At 72.5% G+C, this 23,848-nt stretch carries 17 protein-coding genes and 1 pseudogene; 8 read left to right on the top strand and 10 right to left on the bottom strand.

Translation table 11 applies throughout. From position 1 onward, the window contains the following. Positions 1-113 precede the first annotated feature (113 nt). Positions 114-401, bottom strand: a complete 288-nt coding sequence (gene rpsO / locus AB0B29_RS36065) for a 30S ribosomal protein S15 (RefSeq protein ID WP_362246679.1) — start codon at positions 399-401, stop codon at positions 114-116. A 268-nt stretch (positions 402-669) separates the two neighbouring features. Between rpsO and AB0B29_RS36060 the strand changes: the two genes are divergently transcribed. The 8 genes and pseudogenes from AB0B29_RS36060 (at position 670) to AB0B29_RS36030 (ending at position 11,809) form a co-directional block, all read left to right on the top strand. After that, positions 670-966, top strand: a complete 297-nt coding sequence (locus AB0B29_RS36060) for a DUF397 domain-containing protein (protein WP_362246677.1) — start codon at positions 670-672, stop codon at positions 964-966. Positions 967-1,398: 432 nt separating this feature from the next. Further along, positions 1,399-1,512: pseudogene (locus AB0B29_RS37835) on the top strand (hypothetical protein); the annotation flags it as partial. Positions 1,513-2,475: 963 nt separating this feature from the next. After that, on the top strand, positions 2,476-5,535 hold the full coding sequence (locus tag AB0B29_RS36055; RefSeq protein ID WP_436845968.1) for an AAA family ATPase: 3,060 nt from the start codon (positions 2,476-2,478) through the stop codon (positions 5,533-5,535). 295 nt (positions 5,536-5,830) lie between these two features. Next, positions 5,831-7,684: an ABC transporter substrate-binding protein gene (locus AB0B29_RS36050; protein WP_362246673.1), complete on the top strand. Its 1,854-nt coding sequence runs from the start codon at positions 5,831-5,833 to the stop codon at positions 7,682-7,684. 18 nt (positions 7,685-7,702) lie between these two features. Further along, positions 7,703-8,752, top strand: coding sequence for an ABC transporter permease (locus AB0B29_RS36045; RefSeq protein WP_362246671.1), 1,050 nt, complete (start codon positions 7,703-7,705; stop codon positions 8,750-8,752). Then, entirely contained in the window at positions 8,749-9,660 is a 912-nt protein-coding gene (locus tag AB0B29_RS36040) for an ABC transporter permease (RefSeq protein ID WP_362246669.1), read from the top strand. Before AB0B29_RS36045 ends, AB0B29_RS36040 begins: the two co-directional genes overlap by 4 nt. After that, positions 9,657-10,748 carry an ABC transporter ATP-binding protein gene (locus AB0B29_RS36035; RefSeq protein ID WP_362246667.1) on the top strand — a complete coding sequence of 364 codons (1,092 nt, stop codon included), beginning with the start codon at positions 9,657-9,659 and terminating at the stop codon, positions 10,746-10,748. The genes AB0B29_RS36040 and AB0B29_RS36035 overlap by 4 nt, the downstream gene beginning before the upstream one ends. Next, positions 10,745-11,809 (top strand): ABC transporter ATP-binding protein, encoded by a 1,065-nt coding sequence (locus AB0B29_RS36030; protein WP_362246665.1) that lies wholly within the window; start codon positions 10,745-10,747, stop codon positions 11,807-11,809. Before AB0B29_RS36035 ends, AB0B29_RS36030 begins: the two co-directional genes overlap by 4 nt. Here the strand turns inward: AB0B29_RS36030 and AB0B29_RS36025 are convergent. From AB0B29_RS36025 to rimP, 9 genes are all read right to left on the bottom strand, one after another. Next, on the bottom strand, positions 11,806-12,759 hold the full coding sequence (locus tag AB0B29_RS36025; protein WP_362246663.1) for a bifunctional riboflavin kinase/FAD synthetase: 954 nt from the start codon (positions 12,757-12,759) through the stop codon (positions 11,806-11,808). The two genes, AB0B29_RS36030 and AB0B29_RS36025, sit on opposite strands and share 4 nt — an antisense overlap. A 169-nt stretch (positions 12,760-12,928) precedes the next feature. Continuing rightward, positions 12,929-16,489 (bottom strand): serine protease, encoded by a 3,561-nt coding sequence (locus AB0B29_RS36020; RefSeq protein WP_362246661.1) that lies wholly within the window; start codon positions 16,487-16,489, stop codon positions 12,929-12,931. Between the two features lie 255 nt (positions 16,490-16,744). Beyond that, positions 16,745-17,650, bottom strand: coding sequence for a tRNA pseudouridine(55) synthase TruB (gene truB / locus AB0B29_RS36015; RefSeq protein WP_362246659.1), 906 nt, complete (start codon positions 17,648-17,650; stop codon positions 16,745-16,747). After that, positions 17,647-18,099: a 30S ribosome-binding factor RbfA gene (rbfA, locus tag AB0B29_RS36010; protein ID WP_362246657.1), complete on the bottom strand. Its 453-nt coding sequence runs from the start codon at positions 18,097-18,099 to the stop codon at positions 17,647-17,649. The genes truB and rbfA overlap by 4 nt, the downstream gene beginning before the upstream one ends. 32 nt (positions 18,100-18,131) lie before the next feature. Further along, on the bottom strand, positions 18,132-18,425 hold the full coding sequence (locus tag AB0B29_RS36005) for a DUF503 domain-containing protein (RefSeq protein ID WP_362246655.1): 294 nt from the start codon (positions 18,423-18,425) through the stop codon (positions 18,132-18,134). 133 nt (positions 18,426-18,558) lie between these two features. Next, positions 18,559-21,666, bottom strand: a complete 3,108-nt coding sequence (infB, locus tag AB0B29_RS36000) for a translation initiation factor IF-2 (RefSeq protein WP_362246653.1) — start codon at positions 21,664-21,666, stop codon at positions 18,559-18,561. Positions 21,667-21,811: 145 nt separating this feature from the next. After that, the gene (locus AB0B29_RS35995; protein ID WP_078955822.1) at positions 21,812-22,108 is read right to left on the bottom strand and encodes a YlxR family protein; all 297 of its coding nucleotides are present in this window, start codon (positions 22,106-22,108) and stop codon (positions 21,812-21,814) included. A 102-nt stretch (positions 22,109-22,210) separates the two neighbouring features. After that, complete coding sequence (gene nusA, locus AB0B29_RS35990; protein ID WP_104781352.1) at positions 22,211-23,209, bottom strand: transcription termination factor NusA; 999 nt, start codon at positions 23,207-23,209, stop codon at positions 22,211-22,213. 2 nt (positions 23,210-23,211) lie between these two features. Continuing rightward, positions 23,212-23,712 (bottom strand): ribosome maturation factor RimP, encoded by a 501-nt coding sequence (gene rimP, locus AB0B29_RS35985; RefSeq protein WP_362246651.1) that lies wholly within the window; start codon positions 23,710-23,712, stop codon positions 23,212-23,214. Positions 23,713-23,848: the final 136 nt, after the last annotated feature.

Here is a 23,848-nt window from a genome sequence, read left to right as displayed (position 1 = left end):
TGTGTCGTCCTTATTGCGTTGTGCTACCACACTACAAAGCAGTGGTGACACTCCGCACGTACAGCAAAGGGAGCGGCCCCCTTTCCTTCGGGAACCGCTCCCCTCACGGCGTCTTACTTGGCGCCCGCCGCACCGCGGCGGATGCCGAGGCGGTCGACCAGCGCACGGAAGCGCTGGATGTCCTTCTTCGCCAGGTACTGGAGAAGGCGGCGACGCTGACCCACCAGGATCAGCAGACCACGGCGGGAGTGGTGGTCGTGCTTGTGGGTCTTGAGGTGCTCGGTCAGGTCCGAGATGCGGCGCGTGAGCATGGCGACCTGGACCTCGGGGGAGCCGGTGTCGCCCTCCTTCTGGCCGAACTCGGTGATGATCTGCTTCTTCGTAGCGGCGTCGAGCGGCACGCGTACTCCTCGTAGTCTGTGGTGGCCACCGAGTGCCCCCGGTCTGTGTCTCGGGGGAGCTTCCATGACTCGGAAGGCGGGGATCCGCTGAGCGCGGCCTCCAGAGCGGTGGGCTCCGGGGGTGCGTACACAAACGGCCGTCGACCAGGGTACCAGGCGAGCGGGGCCCCCTTTGCCCTGGTCTCGCGAACCTCCCGGCTGGAGCCGAGGCGGCCACTAGGGTGAGCAGATTCGGATCGTTCGTACGTCGGGAAGGGGTCGCTGCGGCATGGCGGAGACGGCTGAGGAGATCAAGGCGCGCAAGGAGCGGGAGCGGGACGAGCTCTACGCCCTCGACATCTCCGGTGTCGAGTGGCACGGCGCGCCGGGCACCGAGGCGCACGAGGAGCGGGTCGAGATCGCCTACCTGCCCGAGGGGGCCGTGGCGATGCGCTCGTCGCTCGACCCGGACACGGTGCTGCGCTACACGGAGGCGGAGTGGCGGGCGTTCGTGCTGGGGGCTCGGGACGGGGAGTTCGATCTCGAGCCGGGGACGCACACCGGGGGGCTCGAAGCGGGGCAGTAGGCATCGTCGTGGACGAAGAGGGGCGCGCCTGCGAACGGCCGCCCCTCTCCTCATGTCTCCTGCGCGTGAAGGCGACTGCGTTCTCGTGACCTCAAGGCAGCTACTTCGCAAGGTGGTTCACGACTCTTCACATGTAACGCCCTTTTCCTTCACCGAACTATGTGCCGTATACGTCACTTCCGGGCACCTTCTGGGCAGGTTGTGACGCGGCGGACGGCTGCCAGGGGATGGACGGGCCTGCCGGGGCGGGGCTTGTGGTGATTAGGCTGGGAGGGGGCGCGCCGTCAGAACCCGTGGTAGGCGTCGGCGTCCCAGGGGGAAGGCGGGGGAGCCTGTGGAACGGACGACCTCTGACGACCCTCGATACGCCGCAAACGACGTCGCACGACTGCGTACGACGTCGGACGACAAGCAAGGGTCGCCCCAGCACGCATGAGGGTGCTCGACCACACCAGGAGGAACACTGTGAGCAGCGATCGGGACGGGATCCGCGGGGGCTGGGCGACACCCGGCGATGACCAGCCCGACGCGGAGTCCGCAGCGGAGATGACGGGCGAGTTCACCATCGACTACGCCCCGCCCGCCTGGTACACGCAGAACGCCTCGGGGAGTTCGTCCTCGGGGCAGGGGGCGGAGGCGTCCGAGGACTCCAGCGCCGCGGGGGCGTCCGGTTCCGGGGCGGGGGCTTCCGGGGTGCACGGCGGTTCCGGAGTGCCTGGGGGCTCCGGGGCGAACGGCGCATCCGGGGTGCCCGGTGGTTCCGGAGCGGCTGGGGCTGCCGGGGGGTCTGGCGGTGCCACCGCGCCTAAGGGGCCGGTGCCGCCGCTGCCCGGGCTGACTCGGCCCGCGCACGCCAATCCCGACGGCGGGCCTTCTGCTCTGCCGACCTCTCTGCCGGGGCAGGGCTCCGCACCGGCTCCGGCGCCTGGGGCGCCCTTCACACCTCCTGCTCCGGCTCCTGCTCCGGGCGCCCCGTTCACACCTCCCGCGCTGGCTCCTGCTCCGGGCGCCCCGTTCACACCTCCCGCGCCCGCGCCGGGTGCGCCCTTCGCGCCGCCGGTGCCGCCCACACCCTCTTCGGGCGGTCCTTCGGCCGTGCCCAGGCTTCCGATGGGGAGCGGGTTCGAGCCGCAGGGGTCTCCGCACAGGGACCGGTCTCCCGGGCAGGCCGAGGCGCCCGCGGGTGATCCCCCGGTGAATGCGGCCACTCCTACGGCCGTGCCGCACATCCCCGTCGGCGGGTATCAGTCGCAGTGGACGCCGCCGGCTCCGCGGCAGGCCCCGGCCGTTCCCGAGGCTCCGGCAACTCCGCCTGCCGCTCCGGCAACTCCCGCCGCTCCGCCGGCTCCGCCTGCAACTCCGGCGACTCCGCCCTTCGCTCAGGCGCCTTTGGCCACTCCCGGGGCTTCGAGCACTCCCCAGGCTTCGGACTCCCCCGCGGCTTCGGCTGCGGCGGCTTCCGGTGATGCCGCGGAGCGGGAGAACGGCGATCTGGAGAGCGGCGCCACCATGCGCTTCTCCGCCGTCGCCCTGAAGCGGGAGATCGAGGAGCGTGCCGCTGCGGAGGCGGCTTCCACGTCCGGCGCCCCCGAAGACGCCGTAGAGAGCGCCGCCCCCGCCGCCCCCGGGGTCGCCGGGGTCGCCGAGGCGAAGGACGTCGGCGAGGCCGGTGACGCTGCTCGTGCCGAGGGCACGGAGGACGGCGCTCCTGACGTGGAGGCAGACGACTCGGCTACGGTTTCGGATTACGCGCTGGACGCGGACTCCTTCACCGACGTGCCGCCGGCCGATGAGGCCGAGTCGGAGAAAACGCGGTCCGAAGCGGAGGATGCGGCACCCGAGGGCTTGGAGCCGCAGGTGGCAGCGCCCGCAGGCACTGAGGCCGAGGACACCGAGACCCAGGACGCAGGGGCGGAGGACGCGGAGTCCTCGGACGGCAACGCCGACGAGGCTGAACCGGAGCAGTCACGGGTCGAGGACGCGCTGCCCGAGGGCACGAAGTCCGAGGACCCGAAGTCCGAGGACCCGAAGGCTGAGGACGGCCCGCACAAGGACAGCAAGTCCGAGGGCCCGAAGTCCGAGGACGGCCTGTCCGAGGACCCGCGCCCCGAGGACGCGCAGCTCGAGCCCGCGATGCCCGGTTTCGACGAGCCTGTGGACGCGGTACCGGCCGGTGCCTCGCACGACGAGGGTGAGGACTGGGTCGCGCCCGCTGCCGAGCCGTCTGACGCGCCCCCCGCCGATCGCGCGCCCGCACAGAGTGAGCCCGAGGACGCCGTACCGGCCGCCCCGGCGTCCCCCGACGCCCCTGTCAGCACCCCGTCCGACGTCACTCCCCCGCCCCCGCCGGGCGTGCCGCCACTGCCGCCGTCGTACCAGCCGGCCGCCCCGGCCCCGGCGAGTGAGTGGCCCGCCCAGCCGCAGCAGCAGCCGACGGCGCAGCCCTCCGACCCGCACGCGCCCGCCCAGCCGCAGTCGGCGGCCGCACAGGGACAACCCCCGGTGCCGCCGCAGCCCTCCGTGCCGGCACAGCAGCCGCCGTTCCAGCCGCAGGCGCCGCAGCCCGCGCCCGCCGCGTGGAACCAGCCCGCCGCGCCGACGCCGCCTCACCAGCAGCCCCCGCAGCCCACACCGCAGCCCGGCGGCTACGGCTTCCCCCAGCAGGGCACTCCGCCCACTGCCCCGCCCGCTCCGCAGGGCGCCTATGGCTTCCCGCACCCCGGCGCACCCACCCCGGCCGCACCCAACCCCCAGGGCGGCTACGGCTTCCCGCACCCCGGTGCCCAGCCGCCGCACCAGCAGGTTCAGCCGCAGCCTCACATCCCCCCGCAGGCCCAACCCCACCCCGAAGGCCAGTCCCCGCAGCACGACCCGTCGGGGCAGCCGCAGCAGCCCGTCGACCCCCGTACCGGTGCCGCCTGGCCGCAGCCCATCCAGCACGACCAGCGGCAGCCGACCAACCCCGGTGCCGCGCCGCTCGGTTACACCGCTGCCGTGGAGCTGTCGTCCGACCGGCTGCTCAACAGCAAGAAGCAGAAGGCGAAGAGCAGCCGTCCGGCGGCCGGTGGCGGGCGGTTCAAGATCGGCGGCAAGAAGGAGGAGGCCGAGCGGCAGCGCAAGCTCGACCTGATCCGCACGCCCGTGCTGTCCTGCTACCGGATCGCGGTGATCAGCCTCAAGGGCGGTGTCGGCAAGACGACCACGACCACCGCGCTCGGCTCCACCCTCGCCACCGAGCGGCAGGACAAGATCCTCGCGATCGACGCCAACCCGGACGCGGGCACCCTCGGACGCCGGGTGCGGCGGGAGACCGGGGCCACCATCCGTGACCTCGTCCAGGCGATCCCGTACCTGAACTCGTACATGGACATCCGGCGGTTCACGTCGCAGGCGCCCTCCGGCCTGGAGATCATCGCCAACGACGTCGACCCGGCCGTGTCCACGACCTTCAACGACGAGGACTACCGGCGCGCGATCGACGTGCTGGGCAAGCAGTACCCGGTGATCCTCACCGACTCCGGTACCGGTCTGCTGTACAGCGCCATGCGCGGGGTGCTGGACCTCGCCGACCAGCTCATCATCATCTCGACGCCGTCGGTGGACGGGGCGAGCAGCGCGAGCACGACCCTCGACTGGCTGTCGGCGCACGGGTACGCCGACCTCGTCTCGCGGTCCATCACCGTCATCTCCGGGGTCCGCGAGACCGGCAAGATGATCAAGGTCGAGGACATCGTGTCGCACTTCGAGACGCGCTGCCGGGGTGTCATCGTCGTGCCCTTCGACGAGCATCTCGCCGCCGGTGCCGAGGTCGACCTCGACATGATGCGGCCGAAGGTGCGGGAGGCGTACTTCAACCTGGCCGCGATGGTCGCCGAGGACTTCGTCCGGCACCAGCAGTCGCACGGTCTGTGGACCTCCGACGGCAACCCGCCACCGGTTGCGGCGCCGCCGATGCCCGGCCACGCCATGCCTGGCCAGCCCTACGCCCAGCCGGAACAGCCCATGCCCGGCCAGCCCTACGCCCAGCCGGAACAGCCCGCGCCCGGCCAGCCCTACGCCCAGCCGGGCCAGCCCGTGCCCGGCCAGCCGTACGCCCAGCCCGCGCAGCCCTCTCCCCAGCCGGGTCAGCCCCCGTACCCCGGCCAGCAGCAGCCGGCTCCCGGACCGCAGGTTCCCGGCCAGCCAGGCGCGTACCCGCCGCAGCCTCAGCCGCAGCCCGGGGAGCCGCACGCCCAGCCCGGCCAGCCCTACCCGCACCCCGGCCAGCCCTACGCCCAGCCGGGGCAGCCGTACCCGCAGGCCGCCGGCCAGCCGCCCTACCCTCAGCCGGGGCAGCCGGGGCAGCCGGGCCAGCAGCCGGGCCAACCGGTGGCCCACCCCGGCCAGCCGTACCCCCAGCCCGGTCAGCCCCCGGCCGCTCCCCCGCAGCCGGGATACGGCTACCCCCAGCCCGGACAGCCGGGCTACGGCTACCCCCACCCCGGGCAGCCGGGTCAGCCCGGCCACCCGCCCCAGCCCCAGCCCCAGCCCGACGGGCAGACTCCGCCGCCCCCGCCTCCGACGCAGTAATCGCTCCACCCGATCGGCCCCTTCTCAGGGGCCGATCCCCTTAGGGCCCGCGCCGCTTCGACTCGGTGCGGGCCTCGGCGCGTTCAGGGACGAATTCCGTTGCCAGGCCCTGGCCAGGGGCGCGTCAGTGGTCTCGACCAATGGGGGCAGAAACCTCGCCAATTCGTTATTTCCGCAGGCCACAAGGGGTGAATGCGCCGTTGACGGTGGACTGGGCCACTGGTACACACACATCACGCATCTGACAGCTGATCAACCCGTCCTTCCCGTCCGAGCGATGACGCGAGGTCCGACCATGGGCACGAACGATCAGAAACGCAGCCTCCCGCACGGCCTCCGGCTCGTCGCCCTGGCCGGGGCGGCCGCGCTCACCCTCACCGCCGGTCTCGCGACCCCGCTCGCCCCGGCGCCCCAGCAGGCCCGGGCGGCCGACGACGGCAAGAAGGTGCTGACCGTCGCCGTGGCGCAGAGCGTGGACTCGCTCAGCCCGTTCCTGGCGGTCCGGCTGCTCAGCACGAGCATCCACCGGCTCATGTACGAGTACCTGACGAACTACGACCCCAAGGACAACCACGCCATCGCGGGCCTGGCGACCAAGTGGGAGCCGTCGGCGGACAAGCTGACGTGGACGTACACGATCCGCGACAACTCCAAGTGGTCGGACGGTAAGCCGGCCACCGCCGAGGACGCCGCGTGGACGTTCAACAAGATGATGACCGACTCCGGCGCGGCCACGGCGAACGGCAGCTACGTCGGGAACTTCAGGAAAGTGACGGCCCCTGGCCCCACCAAACTCGTCATCGAGCTGAAGAAGCCGCAGGCCACGATGGCCGCCCTGGACGTGCCGATCGTGCCGAAGCACGTGTGGGAGAAGGTCTCGGACTTCTCCGAGTTCAACAACGACAAGAGCTTCCCGGTCGTGGGGAACGGGCCGTTCGTGCTCAGCGGCTACAAGGCCGACAGCTATGTCCGGCTCAAGGCCAACAAGAGCTTCTGGCGGGGGTCGCCGAAGTTCGACGAGCTGGTCTTCCGCTACTACAAGGACCAGGACGCGGCCGTGTCGGCGCTGCGCAAGGGCGAGGTGTCCTTCGTCGCCGGGTCCCCGTCCCTGACGCCCGCTCAGGCGGAGTCGCTGAAGGGCGCGGACGACATCCAGGTCAACGACGCCCCCGGCCGCCGCTTCTACGCCCTCGCGACCAACCCGGGCGCGAAGGCGAAGAACGGCGAGAAGTTCGGTGACGGCCACCCCTCCCTGCTGGACCAGCGGGTGCGCAACGCGCTGTTCCGGGCCGTGGACCGCGAGGCCATCATCGACAAGGTGTTCCGGGGCCACGCCGTCGAGGGCGAGGGTTACCTCCCGCCGCGCTTCAAGGACTACTTCTGGAAGCCGTCCGCGGACCGGAAGCTGGCGTACGACCCGGCCGAGGCCGCCCGGCTGCTCGACCAGGCCGGGTACAAGAAGAACGGCGACGGCAAACGCGTCGGCAAGGACGGCAAGCCGATCACCTACCGCGTGCTGTGCCACGCCACTGACCCGAACGACAAGGCGGTCGGCAAGTACCTCCAGGAGTGGTGGGGCGACCTCGGCATCGGTGTCCGGCTCGACTGCCTGGACAACGTGACCGACCCGTGGCTCGCCGGCACGTACGACCTGGCGTTCGACGGCTGGTCGGTCAACCCCGACCCGGACTTCGTGCTCTCCATCCACACCTGCGGGGCGCTCCCGGCGACCCCGAAGGACACGGGCGCGACGGACAACTTCATCTGCGACAAGAAGTACGACGAGCTCTACGCCCGGCAGCTCGCCGAGTACGACCCCGCCAAACGGGCGGACATCGTCAAGCAGATGGAGTCGCGGCTGTACGACCTCGGGTACATGAACGTCATGGCGTATCCGAACGCGGTCGAGGCCTTCCGGACGGACCAGATCAAGTCGATCACGACCATGCCGGCGAAGGCGGGCAACATCTACGGCCAGGACGGCTACTGGAGCTGGTGGTCGGCGGTCCCCGCCGACTCCGACGGCTCCTCCGACACCGCGTCGTCGACGGGGGTCGTGGTCGGGATCGTCGCGGGGATCCTGATCCTCGGCGGGCTCGGCGCCTTCGCGGCGATGCGGCGGCGGGCCACCGCAGAGGAACGCGAGTGAAGCGGCGAGCGGGTGCCCATGACCGCTGACGCGACCCCCGCACTGGTCGAGGACAAGCAGCAGGCGGCGTCCGGGCCGCGGGTGCGCAAGAGCTCCGCGTACCCGCGCTATCTGGCGGGCAAGCTGGCCGGTGCCGCCGTGTCGCTGCTGGCCGTCCTCGTGACCAGCTTCTTCCTCTTCCGGCTGATCCCCGGCGACCCGGTGAAGACCATGACGGGCGGCCGTCAGGTGTCGGCGGAGCAGCTGGCCGCCTATCGCGCGGAGTTCGGGCTCGACCTGCCGTTGTGGCGGCAGTTCACCGACTACTGCGGCAAGGCGCTCACGGGTGACTTCGGGACGTCGTACCAGTTCCGGGCACCCGTCATCGACAAGATCACCGAGGCGCTGCCGAACACCCTGCTGCTCACCGGGACGGCGTTCGTCCTCTACACGGCGCTGGGCATCTTCCTCGGCACCCGGTCGGCCTGGCGGCACGGCAGGCTGGGCGACCGCCTCAACACGGGCCTCGCGCTGACGCTGTACTCCATCCCGTCCTTCTGGCTGGGGCTGCTGCTGATCATCGTGCTGTCGGTGGGCATCGGCCCGCTGCCCGGGATGTTCCCGACCGGGGGCATGGAGTCGGGCGGCGAGCAGGGCTTCGCCCACGTGCTGGACGTGGCGCACCATCTGGTGCTGCCGGTGGTGACGCTGGTGGCCGTGGAGTACGGGCAGACGCTGCTGGTCACGCGGTCGGCGCTGCTGGACGAGATGGGCAGCGACTATCTGACGACCGCGCGGGCCAAGGGGCTGCGCGACGACCTCGTACGCCGTCGCCACGCCGTGCCGAACGCGCTGCTGCCGACCGTGACGCTGATCTTCATCAATCTCGGCCGGACGGTGGCGGGCGTGATCCTGGTGGAGACGGTGTTCTCCTGGCCGGGGCTCGGCGGGCTCTTCTACCAGGCGCTGAGCGTGCCCGATCTGCCGCTCGTGCAGGGCCTGTTCTTCGTGTTCGCCGCCGCGGTGATCCTGATGAACACCCTCGCCGACCTGGTCTATCCGCTGCTGGACCCCCGGGTGGCCCGATGACGACGACCGAGGTGGCCCCGAGCCCGCGTGCCCTGGCCCGGCAGCGGCGCCGGGCGTCCGTCGCCCGCTTCTGGCGGCAGTACCGCTCCGAGCGTGCGGGGCTGTACGGGCTGACCGCACTGACACTGTGCGCGCTGCTGGCGCTGTTCGCACCGCTGTTCGTCGGGTCCGACGTGAGCAGCGTGACCGACGCGCCGGGGCGTCCGATGCAGAGCCCGAGCGCCCGGTTCCCGCTCGGCACCGACCAGTTCGGCCGTGACCTGCTGGGCCTGGTGATCTGGGGCTCGCGGGTGTCGCTGCTGGTCGGGCTGCTGGCCGCCGTGCTGTCGGTGGCGATCGGCACCCTGATCGGGGTGACGGCGGGGCACTTCAGGGGCTGGTACGCGACCGTGATGATGCGGATCACCGACTGGTTCCTGGTGATGCCGACGCTGGTGCTGGCGATCGCCCTGGCGACCGTGATGTCCCGCTCGCTGACCACGACCGTCGTGGCGATCGGCGTGACCACCTGGCCGACCACGGCCCGGCTGGTGCGCGCGCAGACCCTGGCGGTGGAGACCCGGCCGTACATCGAGCGGGCGAAGGCGCTCGGCGGCGGCCACTGGCACGTCATGTCCCGGCACGTGCTGCCCAACGTGATGCCGCTGGTGCTGGCCCAGACGACCCTGGTCATCTCCTCGGCGATCCTCGCCGAGGCGACGCTCGCCTTCCTCGGCCTGGGCGACCCCACGGTCGTGTCGTGGGGCGGGCTGCTCCAGGACGCACGGGAGGCGGGCGCGGTCAGTGCCGGGCACTGGTGGTACCTGGTGCCGCCGGGCATCGCCATCGCCGTGGTGGCGCTGGCGTTCACGCTGTGCGGGCGGGCCGTGGAGTCGGTCCTCAACCCCAGGCTGGGGGTGTCGCGTTGAGTCTCCTCGACGTCAGGAACCTGACGGTGACGTACGCGGGCGGGGCGGCGGCCGTGCGCGGGGTGGATCTGCGGCTGGACGCGGGCCGCAAGCTCGGCCTGGCCGGCGAGTCCGGCTGCGGCAAGTCGACGCTGGCGCTGGCCCTGCTGCGGCTGCTGCCGGCGGGCGCCCGGATCACCGGGGAGGTGCTTCTAGACGGCGAGGACGTGCTGGCCATGAAGTGGGGCCGGGTCCGGGCGGTCCGCTGGGCCGGGGCCTCGATCGTCTTCCAGGGCGCGATGCACTCCCTCAACGCCGTGCACCGCATCGGCGACCAGATCGCCGAGCCGATCCTGCTGCACCGGAAGGCGACCGCCGCCGGGGCGAAGAAGAAGACCGGCGAGCTGCTGGAGCAGGTCGGCCTGCCGGCCGCCCGCGCACACGCCTACCCGCACGAGCTGTCCGGCGGACAGCGTCAGCGCGTCATGATCGCCATGGCGCTGGCCTGCGACCCGCTGCTGATCATCGCCGACGAGCCGACCACCGCCCTGGACGTGATGATCCAGGCCCAGATCCTGCGGCTCATCGAGCAGCTGGTCGCGGACCAGGACCTCGGACTGATCATGATCAGCCACGACCTGGCGGTCCTCGCCGACACCTGTGACCGGCTGGCGGTGATGTACGCGGGCCGGGTGGTCGAGGAGGGGCCCGCCCGGCAGGTGTACGAGGACGCCCGGCACCCGTACGCCCGGGCCTTGTCGGCCGCGTTCCCGCGGATCGGCGACCCGGCGTCCCGATTCGCGCCGCAGGGGCTCGCGGGCGATCCGCCGGACCCGGCCGCGCTGCCGTCGGGGTGCACGTTCCATCCCCGGTGCCCGGTGGCCCTGGAGTCGTGTTCCGCGCAGGATCCGGTGCTGCGCGCGGCGGGACCGGAGCGGCGGGCGGCGTGTGTGCTGGCCGGGCCGCCGGGAGCCGAGACCGCCCAAGAGCGCGCTGCGGTGGAACCGGGCGGCGGGGAAAGGGGCCCGGCCGCCGGACCGGGAGCCCTCGAGGAGCGGTCGGCCGAGGGCCCGGAGGCCCTGGAGGAAGCGAGGCGCAGCACGCCATGACCACGTCCCCCACCGCCCCCGAGGTCACCACGGCCCCGCTGCTGAGCGCCCGGGGCCTGCACGTCACCTTCCCCGGACGGCACGGCGGCCCCCGGGCCCGGGCCGTGGACGGGGTCGACCTCGACATCCGCCCGGGCGAGATCGTCGCGCTGGTCGGCGAGTCGGGCTGCGGCAAGACGACCCTGGCGCGCAGTCTGCTCGGCCTGGTCGCACCTACGGAGGGCCAGGTCACCTTCGACGGCCGCCCGCTGGAGTACTCGGGCCGGTCCCTCAAGGCCTACCGCAAACGCGTCCAGCTGGTCCTCCAGGACCCCAGCGGCTCCCTCAACCCCCGCCACACGGTGTATGACGCGGTCGCCGAGGGCCTGCGCATCCACGGCCACGGCGGCGACGAACGCACAGCGGTCGCCGACGCCCTGTCCCGGGCCGGGCTGCGCCCCCCGGAGCGCTTCTTCCTGCGCTACCCGCACGAACTGTCCGGCGGGCAGCGCCAGCGGGTGGTCATCGCGGGCGCGCTGGTCCTGGAACCCGAACTCCTCGTCGCGGACGAGCCGGTGGCCTCCCTGGACGCCTCGGTGCGCGGCGAGATCCTCGCCCTGCTGCTGCGGCTGCGGGCCGAACTGGGCCTGTCCGCCCTGGTCGTCACGCACGACCTGGGCCTGGCGTGGAACATCGCCGACCGGGTGGCCGTGATGTACCTGGGCCGGATCGTGGAGACGGGCGCGGTGGAGCAGGTCCTGACGGCCCCGAGGCACCCCTACACCCAGGCCCTGCTGTCCGTGCTCCCGGAGGCCCCGGGTGCCCCGGTGGTCCTCACCGGCGAGCCCCCGGATCCCTCCCGCGTCCCACCCGGCTGCCGCTTTCACGCCCGCTGCCAGATCCTGGCAGGTGGAGAGGCGGAGGCAGCGGGCGTGGCGGACGCGTGCAGAGGCCAGGACCTGCCGGTGCTGAGCGGGGGCGGGGCGTCACAGGTCGCTTGCCATTGGGCGACGTCCCTCAAGGGCGCGGGGAACTGCGCGACAAGCCACAACCCACCCGCAGACGGCCCACAAGGGGACTAGGCAGCCCCCTCGCCGGCCACCAACTCCCTGCACTTCTCGACGTCCTGCCCCATCTGAACCAACAACGCATCGAGCGTCTCGAACTTCGCCTGCCCCCGCACGAACGCCAGGAAGTCGACCGCGACATGCAACCCGTACAGATCGAGCCCCACCCGGTCGATGGCGTACGCCTCCACCGTCCGCTCGGTCCCCTCGAACTGCGGATTCGTCCCCACGGAGATCGCCGCCGGCATCGCCTCGCCCTGGGCGTGCAACCAGCCGGCGTACACACCGTCGGCCGGAATGGCGGTGTGCGGCAACGTCTCGACGTTGGCCGTCGGGAAACCCAGTTCGCGTCCGCGCTGGGCGCCCCGGACGACGACGCCCTCCACGCGGTGCGGACGCCCCAGGATCTCCGCCGCGCCCCGGACGTCGCCCTCGGCGACCAGCCGACGCGTCAGGGTGGAGGAGAACGGCTCCCCGCCGCCCGCCTCACCCGTCACGTACAGGTCGACGACCTCAACCTCGAAGTCGTAGGTCTTGCCCTGCGTGGACAGGAACTCCACGTTCCCGGCGGCCTTGTGGCCGAAGCGGAAGTTGGGGCCCTCGACGACGGCCTTGGCGTGCAGCTTGTCGACCAGGACCTTGACGACGAAGTCGGCCGGGGACAGCTTCGAGAACTCGGTCGTGAAGGGGAGGATGAGCACCGCGTCCACGCCCAGGTCCGCCATGAGTTCGGCGCGGCGGTGGTGCGGGGCGAGCAGTGGTGGGTGGCTGCCGGGGCGGACGACCTCGCTGGGGTGCGGGTCGAAGGTCACGACGACGGCGGGCACGCCCAGTTCGCGGGCGCGGTCCACGGCATGCCGGATGATCAGCTGGTGCCCGCGGTGCACTCCGTCGTAGGAGCCGATGGTGACGACGCTGCGCCCCCAGTCCTGGGGGATGTCCTCCAAGCCACGCCAGCGCTGCACTGTGCCTGCTCCTTGTCGAAAACTCGTCGAACCCGTGTCCGGTCGGTTGTCCGTGGTTGCCTCGTGCGCAGGTCTAAGGGTGCCATGCCGGGTGCCTCCTGCCCGCATCGGCATGGGGGCTGTGACAGGGCGCACGACACCGTACTGCCCTCCCGGCCCGCAAGGGCGGTCACACGGGGACGCCGGCACCCGCCAGGTTTCCGATCATCCGGTGGGAACTGGGCCCGACCAGCGTCGCCCATTCCCCGGGCGCCTCGGCCAGCCAGGCGGCCACGCGGGCGGCGAAGCCGGGCACGTGCCGGCCCAGATCGACCAGGGCGCGGTCGAAGCGGGTGGCGCCCTGAGGGGTGCGCACGAGGAGCAGTCCTACGCGGTGGACGAGGTCGCGCAGGTCGTCACCGCCGTTGCGGGCGGCGGTGTGCAGCAGTGCGTCCAGGACGTCCGTGTCGTGCTCACGGGCCAGGAGGACGTCACGCAGTTCTCGGCGCAGCGGGCGCGAGGCGGGGATGCCGGGCGGCGTGAGGACGGCGGCCAGGGCGCAGCGCAGCCGCACGTCGCCGTCCTCCAGCAGGCCGGTGACCAGGGGCAGGAGTACGGGCCGGGCGGCGGGGCCCCGGTCGAGCCGCTGGTCCGCGTACGCGGCCACCTGCCCGGCGAGTTCCGGCCGCCCGTGTGCCGCCCGGCACAGCAGCGCGGCGATCCGCCGGGCCTGGTCCGGCGGCGTCGCGTCGGCGAGTGCCCGTAGCGCCTCCTCCGCGTCCGGCCGCTCCAGCCGGGCCGTGAAGGCGGCGAGGACCGGCTCGGGGTCGGTCAGGAGGGCCCCGGCCAGTGCGTCCGGCGAGAACCGCGGGTCGCCCGCCGCGAAGTACTCCAGCGCCCGCGGGAGGTAGCGGCCCCGTGTGTGGGGGTCCTGGACGAGGAGGGCGAGTGCGCCGCCGTGCAGGGCGCGGTCGGCGGGGCGGGCGAGCAGGGTGAGGGCCGCGTAGCGCAGGAGGGCCCGGTCGCCTCCGGTGCTCACGTGGGGCGCGACGCGCAGTCCGTGCGCGACCGCGGCGCTCCGCCGCGCGGGCCGTTCGTCGCGCGCCCACCGGTCGGCGGCCCGGCACACCGCCGACGGCTCCTCCTCCGCGAGCACCCCGAGCAGTTCGTCGGCCCGTGGGTGGGCGCGGTCGACGAGCACGTCCGTCAGATCGTCCAGGGCGGTGTGGCGGTGGGTGTGCAGCAGCACCTGCGCGGCCGTGGCGACGGTCGCGTGGGGGGTGGCGGGCAGCGGCTGCTCGTCGTCGAACCAGTGGACGAGCTGGGGTTGCACGGCGGTCGGGTCGGCGGTGAGGAGTCCGGCGACGGCGTCCAGGAACCGGGGCCCGGCCTCGCACGGCGGCCGGTCGGCATGGACCAGCCGCCGCAGCAGCGCGCAACGCGCCTCCAGCGGAAGCCGTACGCCGGTCCAGAAGGGGGGCCCGAGCTCCTCCGGGACGGGCCGCTCCCGCCGCCGCCAGGCCACGATCCGGTCGGCGAGCAGCCGCAGCACGTCCGTGTACGGTGCCGCGTCGGGCAGGGCCGACAGCGTCCCGGCGAGCAGCCGTACGGCCCACCAGGACCGCGGGTCGGAGTCCAGCGCGTGCACCAGGTCGGCCAGGCGGGAGGCCAGGTGACCGGCGCCGCGCTGGCGGCCGAGGCACAGCAGGGCCTGGATCACCGGCCCGATGCGGTGACGCGGCACGGGGCCGGTCTGCGCGTCCTCGCCGCGGTGGACGAGGGCGTGCAGCGCCTCGTCGAGGTCGAGGTGCGTGCCCTGGAGCCAGTCGGCGAGCCCCTCGTACGCGAAGCGGTAGCCGGGTCCGGTCGGCACGAGCAGGCCCTCGGCGAGCACGGCCGACGCCCAGCCGGAGCAGTCGCCGAGTCGCTCGGGCCCGGTGTCCCAGGGGAACACCGCCGCGAACGTCTCCCGGTCCAGGTCCCCCTGCCCCGGCCCGAGACCCCGCCGGGCGGCCTCGTGCACCTGCCCGGCGACCCTGGCCGCCAGCCGGCGTACGGCCGTGCCGTGCAGGCCGTTGCCTGCGGCCAGCCGGGTGGCGATGCGCAGCGACATCAGGTCCAGGTAGGCGGAGAAGATGTCGTCCCGGCCGAGGGGACCGGCGAGCAGGACCGGCGTTTCCGACGCGTCGGTGAGTTCCTCCCGGATCTCGGCGGCCAGGCGCAGGGTGAGGGGGTGCCGGGCATCGGTGCCGGCGAGGGCGCCCTCGCCGATGCCGTACCGCAGCCGGGCCTCCCGGGCCTCGTCCTCGGTGAGGTCGCCGAGTCGCACGCACGCCGGACGGTGCAGCAGACCGGACACCTCCTCCCAGTACTCCGGTCGGCACGCCATCACCAGCCGCGCTCCTGTCGCCGTGAGCCACCGCAGGGTCCCGCCCGCCCAGTCGGCCAGGCGTCGGGCCGCCGCCGGGGGCATCTCCTCGGGGCCGTCCAGGAGGAGCAGCAGGGGCCTGCCGAGCGAACCGGCCAGGCGGGCGAGGCGCTCGGGCGTCACGTCCCCCGGGCCGGCCGGGGAGGGCAGGGAGGGCGGAGAGGGGGCCTGTGCGCCGGCCACGACGGGGGCGGCCCGGGTGAGCGCCCTGCGGACCGCGTCCGCCACCGACACGTCGTCGTCCCGCAGCTCGCAACCCCGCAGCCAGAGCGTGGGATGCCCGCTGCGGCCGCGACGCGCGGCGAGTGCGGCGAGTTCGGTCGTGCGACCGCTGCCGGGTGCCCCGACGAGACCGATGACGGCCGCCGTGCCTGCCGTGAAGGCCTCGAACTCGGCGGCCACATCCGCCCGTTCGACCGGCTCCGGGACTCCCGTCCCGCCGGGCGGACCGTCCAGCGCCACTGATGCGCCGATCAGCTCCAGCACCCCGGCGAGGTTCAGGTCGGGTCCGAAGGCGGGGACCGTAGCGGCGTTCTCGGCGAGCAGCCCGGCGAGCGGGCCCGCCGCACCGGCGGTTCCCGCACACAGCGGTACGGCGAACCCGGCGTCGCGATGGCCGGAGCTGAGCGCGGTGCCGAGGACTCCGACGACGGCGCCGGTCCCGGCGTCGAGCACGGGGCCGCCGGCCGCTCCACCGCCCTGCCGCAGCGCGTCCCGCCCCGCGGTGCCGATCGCCAGCTCCAGCGCGTCGTCGAGGCGGTGGAAACGGTCCGTGGCCGCGTAGGTCACACAGGCCGGGCCGAGAACCCGTGCCTCGCGCCAGCCGCCGGCGGCGATCCGCACATAGGCGCCGGTCTCTGCCCCGTCCCGTACGGACACCGGCAGCGGCGGCACGCCGAGCCCCTCGGTCCGTACGAGGGCCAGGTCCAGCGCCGGCAGCGGAGTGACCGCGTCGGCGGACACGACCCGGCGGCGGCCACCGGCCCCGTGCAGCACGAGCCGGGGCAGGCCGTCGACGGCCTCGTGGCTGGTGACCAGCGTGCCGTGGTGATCGGCCAGGAAGCCGGTGCCGCGCGGCCGACCGGCCGGATCGTGGATACGGACGAGACGGTCGTCGGGGACCGCCCCCTCGTCGGACCCCGCTGCCCCCGGGCCGGGGGCCGCCCCGCCCACGTGCCCTGTCCCAAAGCCGGGGACCGCCCCGCCTACGTGCCCTGTCCCAGGGCCGGGGGCCGCCTCTCCCTCGTGCCCCGCTGTTCCGGGGCGGTCCGGGGAGCCTTGTGGGCTGTCGTCCGTCTCCCGGGACCGGTTCCGCGACGCCATCGTCGAGCCTCCCCGCCGTACACCCGTGCCCTCGTGTTCGACAGTAGGGGCGAGATGATCAGCGGGACAGATCGCTCGGTGAAAGCGCCCCCTTCCGCTCCCCCGGTTCACTCCGAGCGCCCGCACAAACGGGTGAAGGAACGGGGGCGGCTGGATAACCCTAGGGGTGGGGGAACCGAGGGGGGACCGTGGAGCGGCGGCGATGGAGGCATCCGTGGCCGCCGCTCCACGGGCGGACACCCGCTCGGCGAGCCGTCAGGCGAAGACGGCCAGACTCCTGGCCTTGCCCCGCTGCTCCTCGACGAGAGCGAGGAAGCGGCCCTCCGGGTCGAAGACGGCGACGGGGCCGGCAGCCGCGTACGTCTCGGGCATCTCCAGCCGCACGCCGTTGGTCAGCAGCTTGGCCCGCCGGGCGTCGACGTCCCACCGGGGGAACGCGGCGGCGGCGGCCTCGGCCATCGGCATCACGGTCAGCTCCTGCTGGAGCTGGTCGAGGGTGCGGGCCGCGTCCAGCTTGTAGGGGCCGACGCGGGTGCGGCGCAGCGCGGTGAGGTGACCGCCGACCCCCAGACCGGCTCCCAGATCGCGGGCGAGGGCCCGGATGTAGGTACCGGAGGAGCAGACGACCGAGACGACCAGGTCGAGGACGGCCGTGCCGTCGTCGGCGACGGCGTCCCGGACGTCGTACACACCGAAGGACGAGACCGTGACCGGCCGGGCCGGGATCTCGAACTCCTCGCCCTCCCGCGCCCGCTTGTACGACCGCACGCCGTTGATCTTGATGGCGCTGACCTTGGAGGGCACCTGCATGATGTCGCCGGTCAGCGCTGCGATGCCGGCGTCGATGGCGTCGCGGGTGACCTTGGAGGCGTCCACGGAGGAGGTGATCTCCCCCTCGGCGTCGTCCGTGAGGGTGTTCTGCCCGAGCCGGATGGTGCCCAGGTACTCCTTCTCGGTCAGCGCGAGGTGGCCGAGGAGCTTGGTGGCCTTCTCGACGCCGAGGACGAGGACGCCCGTCGCCATCGGGTCGAGGGTGCCGGCGTGCCCGACGCGTCGCGTCCTGGCGATGCCGCGCATCTTGGCGACGACGTCGTGCGAAGTGAAGCCCGACGGCTTGTCGACGATGACAAGGCCGTCGGGCGTGGTGGGCTTCTGGGTCATTCGGCGCTGTCGTCCGTCTCGTCGTCCTCGTCGGGCTTGCGGTACGGGTCGGCCTCGCCGGCGTACTTGGCGCCCGCGGACGCCTCGCGCACCTTCTCGTCGGACTGACGCGCCTTGTCGAGGAGGTCCTCGATGTTCCGGGCGGTGTCCGGGAGGGCGTCCATGACGAAGGCCAGGGTCGGCGTGAACTTCACACCGGCGGCCCGGCCCACCTCGGAGCGCAGGATGCCCTTGGCGCTCTCCAGGCCGGCTGCGGCCGCCGCGCGCTCCTCGTCGTCCCCGTACACCGTGTAGAAGACGGTCGCCTCCCTGAGGTCGCCGGTGACCCGGGTGTCCGTGATGGTGACGTGCGAGCCGAGCCGCGGGTCCTTGATCCCGCGCTGCAGCTTCTGGGCCACCACCTCTCGGATGAGGTCCGCCAGCCTTTTGGCGCGCGCGTTGTCGGCCACTGGTCCGTCTCCTTAAGTGCTTTCTTGTTGCTTCAGTCTTCGTCGCTGTGGAGCCTGCGTCGAACCGAGAGCAGTTCGATTTCGGGCCGCCCGGCGACGAGCCGCTCACAGCGGTCCAGTACGTCGGTGAGGTGCCCGGTCTCCCCCGAGACCATCGCGAGCCCGATCTCGGCCCTGCGGTGGAGGTCCTGGTTACCCGTCTCGGCCGCGCTCACCCCGTACTTGCGCTGGAGTTCGGCCACGATCGGACGGACGACGGAGCGTTTTTCCTTGAGCGAGTGGACGTCGCCGAGGAGCAGATCGAAGGACAGAGTCCCCACATACATGTGTGTATCCGGATGTCCCGCCGGTTCGGGGTACGGGCGCCACGCTTCGACGCCGATACGGGAACCGTACACGCAACGGCCGGGGCCGATCGACGGAATAAGTCCCGCCGACCGGCCCCGATCGTGGCTCAGGTCAGACGCGCGGCTTCTCGCGCATCTCGTACGTCGCGATGACGTCGTCGACCTTGATGTCGTTGAAGTTGCCGAGGTTGATACCGCCCTCGAACCCTTCGCGGATCTCGGTGACGTCGTCCTTGAAGCGACGCAGACCCTCGATGTTGAGGTTCTCCGCGACCACCTTGCCGTCGCGGATGAGGCGCGCCTTGGTGTTGCGCTTGACCTCGCCGGAGCGGATGAGAACACCCGCGATGTTGCCCAGCTTGGACGACTTGAAGACCTCGCGGATCTCCGCCGTACCGAGCTCGACCTCTTCGTACTCCGGCTTGAGCATGCCCTTGAGGGCCGCCTCGATCTCCTCGATCGCCTGGTAGATGACCGAGTAGTACCGGACGTCGACACCCTCGCGCTCGGCCATCTGCTGCGCACGCCCGGCGGCGCGCACGTTGAAGCCGATGACGATGGCGTCGGAGCCCATGGCCAGGTCGATGTCGGACTCCGTGACCGCACCGACGCCGCGGTGCAGGACGCGGATGTCGACCTCTTCGCCGACGTCCAGCTGGAGCAGCGAGGACTCGAGCGCCTCGACGGATCCGGAAGCGTCACCCTTGATGATCAGGTTCAGCTGCTGGACCTCGCCGGCCTTGAGCACCTTGTCCAGGTCCTCGAGCGAGACGCGGCGCGTGCGCTTGGCGAACGCGGCGTTGCGCTCACGGGCGGCGCGCTTCTCGGCGATCTGACGGGCCGTACGGTCCTCGTCGACCACCAGGAAGTTGTCGCCCGCACCCGGGACGTTGGTCAGGCCCAGGACCTGAACCGGCGTCGACGGGCCGGCCTCGGCCACGCTGTTTCCGTTGTCGTCGTGCATGGCCCGGACTCGGCCGTACGCGTCGCCGACCACCATGGTGTCGCCGACCCGCAGCGTGCCTCGCTGGACGAGGACCGTCGACACGGCACCACGGCCGCGGTCGAGGCGGGACTCGATCGAGATGCCCTGCGCGTCCTGGTTCGGGTTGGCCCGCAGGTCGAGCGAGGCGTCGGCGGTGAGGACCACGGCCTCCAGCAGGGAGTCGATGTGCAGACCCTGCTTGGCGGAGATGTCGACGAACATCGTGTCGCCGCCGTACTCCTCGGCCACCAGGCCGTACTCGGTCAGCTGACCACGGACCTTGGTCGGGTCCGCGCCCTCGACGTCGATCTTGTTGACCGCGACGACGATCGGAACGTCGGCCGCCTTGGCGTGGTTGAGCGCCTCGACCGTCTGCGGCATGACGCCGTCGTTGGCCGCGACGACCAGGATCGCGATGTCCGTCGACCGCGCACCACGGGCACGCATGGCGGTGAACGCCTCGTGACCCGGGGTGTCGATGAAGGTGATCTTGCGCTCTTCTTCGTTGACCTCGGTCGCGACCTGGTAGGCACCGATGTGCTGGGTGATGCCGCCGGCCTCGCCCGCGATGACGTTCGTCTTGCGGATGGCGTCGAGGAGCCGGGTCTTACCGTGGTCGACGTGACCCATGACGGTGACGACGGGCGGACGGACCATCAGGTCCTCCTCGTCGCCCTCGTCCTCGCCGAACTCGATGTCGAAGGACTCGAGGAGCTCGCGGTCCTCCTCCTCCGGGCTGACGATCTGAACCGTGTAGTTCATCTCGTCGGCGAGGAGCTGCAGCGTCTCGTCGGAGACGGACTGCGTGGCCGTGACCATCTCGCCGAGGTTCATCATGACCGCGACGAGCGACGCCGGGTTGGCGTTGATCTTCTCCGCGAAGTCGGTGAGCGAGGCACCGCGCGACAGGCGAACGGTCTCGCCGTTGCCGCGAGGCAGCATCACACCGCCGACCGACGGGGCCTGCATGGCCTCGTACTCCTGGCGCCTCTGCCGCTTCGACTTGCGGCCACGACGCGCGGGACCGCCGGGACGGCCGAAGGCACCCTGCGTGCCACCACGGCCACCGGGACCACCGGGACGGCCACCGAAGCCGGGACGGCCACCGCCACCGGGACCACCCGGACGGCCGGCGAAACCGCCGCCACCGCCACCGGGACCACCGGGACGACCGGCGAAACCGCCGCCGCCACCGGGACGACCGGCGAAGCCGCCGCCACCCGGGCGACCGCCGCCGCCACCGGGACGACCGCCGCCACCGGGACCGCGGCCGCCGGGGCCACCGCCACCGGGACGCGGGCCGGCAGCCGGACGCTGCGGCATCATGCCGGGGTTCGGACGGGGGCCACCGGGACCGCCGCCGGGACGCGGGCCGCCGCCCTGCGGACGGGGCATGCCGCCCGGGGTCGGACGCGCGCCGCCCGGAGCCTGCGGACGAGGACCGCCGCCGGCACCCTGCGGACGGGGACCGCCCTGACCGCCCTGGCCCTGCGGACGCGGGGCGCCACCGGGCGCACCGGGGCCGCCCGGACGCGGGGCGCCGCCCGGACGGGGCGCCTGCGGGCGCGCCATGCCGGTGGAGCCGCCGGAGGTGAAGGGGTTGTTGCCCGGGCGGGGACCCGCCGGACGGGCGCCGGGACGCGGGGCGCCGCCACCCGGGCGCGGAGCGCCGGGACGGTCGCCGCGGTCACCACGGCCCTGGCCGCCCTGGCCGGAACCGCCCTGACGGGGGGCACCCGGACGCGGGGACTGGCCGGCCGGACGCGGGGCGCCCGGACGCGGGCCGGAGCCCTGGCCCTGCGAGGCAGCCGGGGCGGCGGGGGCCGCCGGGGGTGCCGTGAACTCGGGGGTGGTCGGAGCCGGGGACGCCGGAGCGGGCCGCGGCGCGGGCTTCGGGCCCGGGGTGGGACGGGGGCCGGGAGTGGCCGGCGCGGCGGGAGCCGCGGGCTTCTCGGCGGCGGCCGGCTTGGGGGCCGGCGGGCGCGGGGCGGCCGGACGGGCGGCCTGCGCGGGAGAGGGGGCGCCCGGCTTGGCCGGGGCAGCCTTGCGGGCGGGGGCGCTCTTGCCGCCGCCGCTGCCCTGCTGGAGGGCGTCCGTCAGCTTGCGAACAACGGGCGCTTCGATCGTCGAAGACGCCGAACGGACGAATTCACCGAGTTCTTGGAGCTTGGCCATGACGACCTTGCTCTCGACGCCGAACTCCTTGGCGAGTTCGTATACCCGGACCTTAGCCACTTCGCTCCTTTGAGGTCCGGGTTGCGTCCGGACCGTCGCTAGTTCATGGGCGTACTCATCGCGTACTCATCGAGTGCTCATCGCAATCTCGACCTGCTTTCGACTCGCGAGGTACCTAGCCGCACGGGGTTCCGTGCGGCACGTCTTACCGTGTTGCCTGCTCGGCAACTGTCGTCTGCTCGACGTACTGGCGCAACGCCTTTGTGTCGAGCGGTCCCGGGACGCGCAGTGCCCTCGGGAACGCCCGGCGGCGTACCGCCTGGTCGAGACAGACCGGTGCGGGGTGTACGTACGCACCCCGGCCGGGCAGCGTACCGCGTGGATCAGGGACGCACGCGTCCTTGATCGCTACGATCCGCAGCAGTTCGGCCTTGGCCGCTCGCTCCCGACACCCCACACAGGTGCGTTCAGGGCATGCGCGGGCGCGCGTCCGGCCAGACACTGCTAAGTCTACCTCCCCGTACGCTCCTCACCCCTTTGGGGCAGGATTCGAACAGTTGCCGCGCGTGAACCTGTCGTGATTTGAACGGCGCGCGGCTTGGATCTATTCCTCGGAGCCGGCCGCGGCCGGCTCGGTGTCGGGACGGATGTCGATCCGCCAGCCGGTCAGCCGGGCCGCGAGGCGGGCGTTCTGCCCCTCCTTGCCGATGGCCAGGGAGAGCTGGTAGTCGGGCACGGTCACCCGGGCCGACCGGGTGGCCATGTCCACGATCTCCACCTTGGAGACCCGGGCCGGGGACAGCGCGTTCGCCACCATGTCGGCCGGGTCGTCCGACCAGTCCACGATGTCGATCTTCTCACCGTTCAGCTCGGCCATGACGTTGCGTACGCGGCCGCCCATGGGACCGATGCAGGCGCCCTTGGCGTTCAGGCCGGAGCGGGTGGACCGTACGGCGATCTTCGTGCGGTGACCGGCCTCACGGGCGATCGCGGAGATCTCCACCGAGCCGTCAGCGATCTCCGGCACCTCCAGGGCGAAGAGCTTCTTCACCAGGTTGGGGTGCGTGCGCGACAGGGTGACGGAGGGCCCGCGGACGCCCTTGGCCACCCGGACGACGTAGGAGCGCAGGCGCATGCCGTGCGGGTAGGTCTCCCCCGGCACCTGCTCCTGCACGGGCAGGATGGCCTCGAGCTTGCCGATGTCGACCAGCACGTTCTTCGGGTCGCGGCCCTGCTGGACCACTCCGGTGACGATGTCGCCCTCGCGGCCCGCGTACTCGCCGAGGGTCGCGTCGTCCTCGGCGTCGCGCAGGCGCTGCAGGATGACCTGCTTGGCCGTGGTGGCGGCGATACGGCCGAAACCGGACGGGGTGTCGTCGAACTCGCGGGCCTCCTGACCCTCCTCGAGGTCGTCGGGGTCCTCCTTCGCCCACACGGTCACATGGCCGGTCTCCCGGTTGAGCTCCACGCGCGCGTGACGGCGGCTTCCCTCGGTGCGGTGGTAGGCGATGAGGAGGGCCGACTCGATCGCCTCGACCAGCAGGGGGAAGGAGATCTCCTTCTCCCGAACCAAGCCCCGCAGGGCGCTCATGTCGATGTCCACGGCTACGCCTCCTCTTCCTTCTTGTTGTCCTTGCGGCTGAACTCGACCTGGACACGCGCCCGGACGATGTCGTCGAAGGCGATCCTGCGCGCAGTGGCCTTGCGGCCCTTCACGCCGGGCACCTCGGTGTCGACACCCTCGTCGTCGACCTTCAGGATCCTGGCGACCAGCTCGCCGCCCTCGGCCAGCTGGAACTTCACCAGCCGGTCCGTGGCGCGCACGTAGTGGCGGTGCTCCGAGAGGGGGCGCTCCGCGCCCGGGGTGCCGACCTCGAGGGTGTACTCGCCCTCGCCCATCGCGTCCGTCTCGTCGAGCTTCGCCGAGAGCGCGCGGCTCACATCGGCGATCTGGTCCAGGTCGGCGCCGGTGTCCGAGTCGACGACGACGCGCAGCACCCGCTTGCGTCCGACGGAGTCCACCTCGATCTCCTCGAGATCCAGGCCCTGGGAGCTGACGAGCGGTTCCAGTAGCTCTCGCAGCCTCTCGCTCTGGGTGGTGCTCATCCGGGTGACTCCTCGGCCGCGTGTGCTGTTGTGGGTTGGGTCGCGTGTCTGGTCAAAGGGTATCCGGTCGCGGGGAGTGTTGCCGTCCACCCGGTCACGAACGGTGCCGCTGAGTGATGCCGGGCGCAGGCCCGGG

Origin of the sequence: Streptomyces tibetensis, from assembly GCF_040647715.1 — a bacterium.
GTDB lineage: Bacteria > Actinomycetota > Actinomycetes > Streptomycetales > Streptomycetaceae > Streptomyces > Streptomyces tibetensis_A.
The sequence above is the reverse complement of the archived record's forward strand: the minus strand, read 5'-3'. Positions and strand labels throughout refer to the sequence as shown.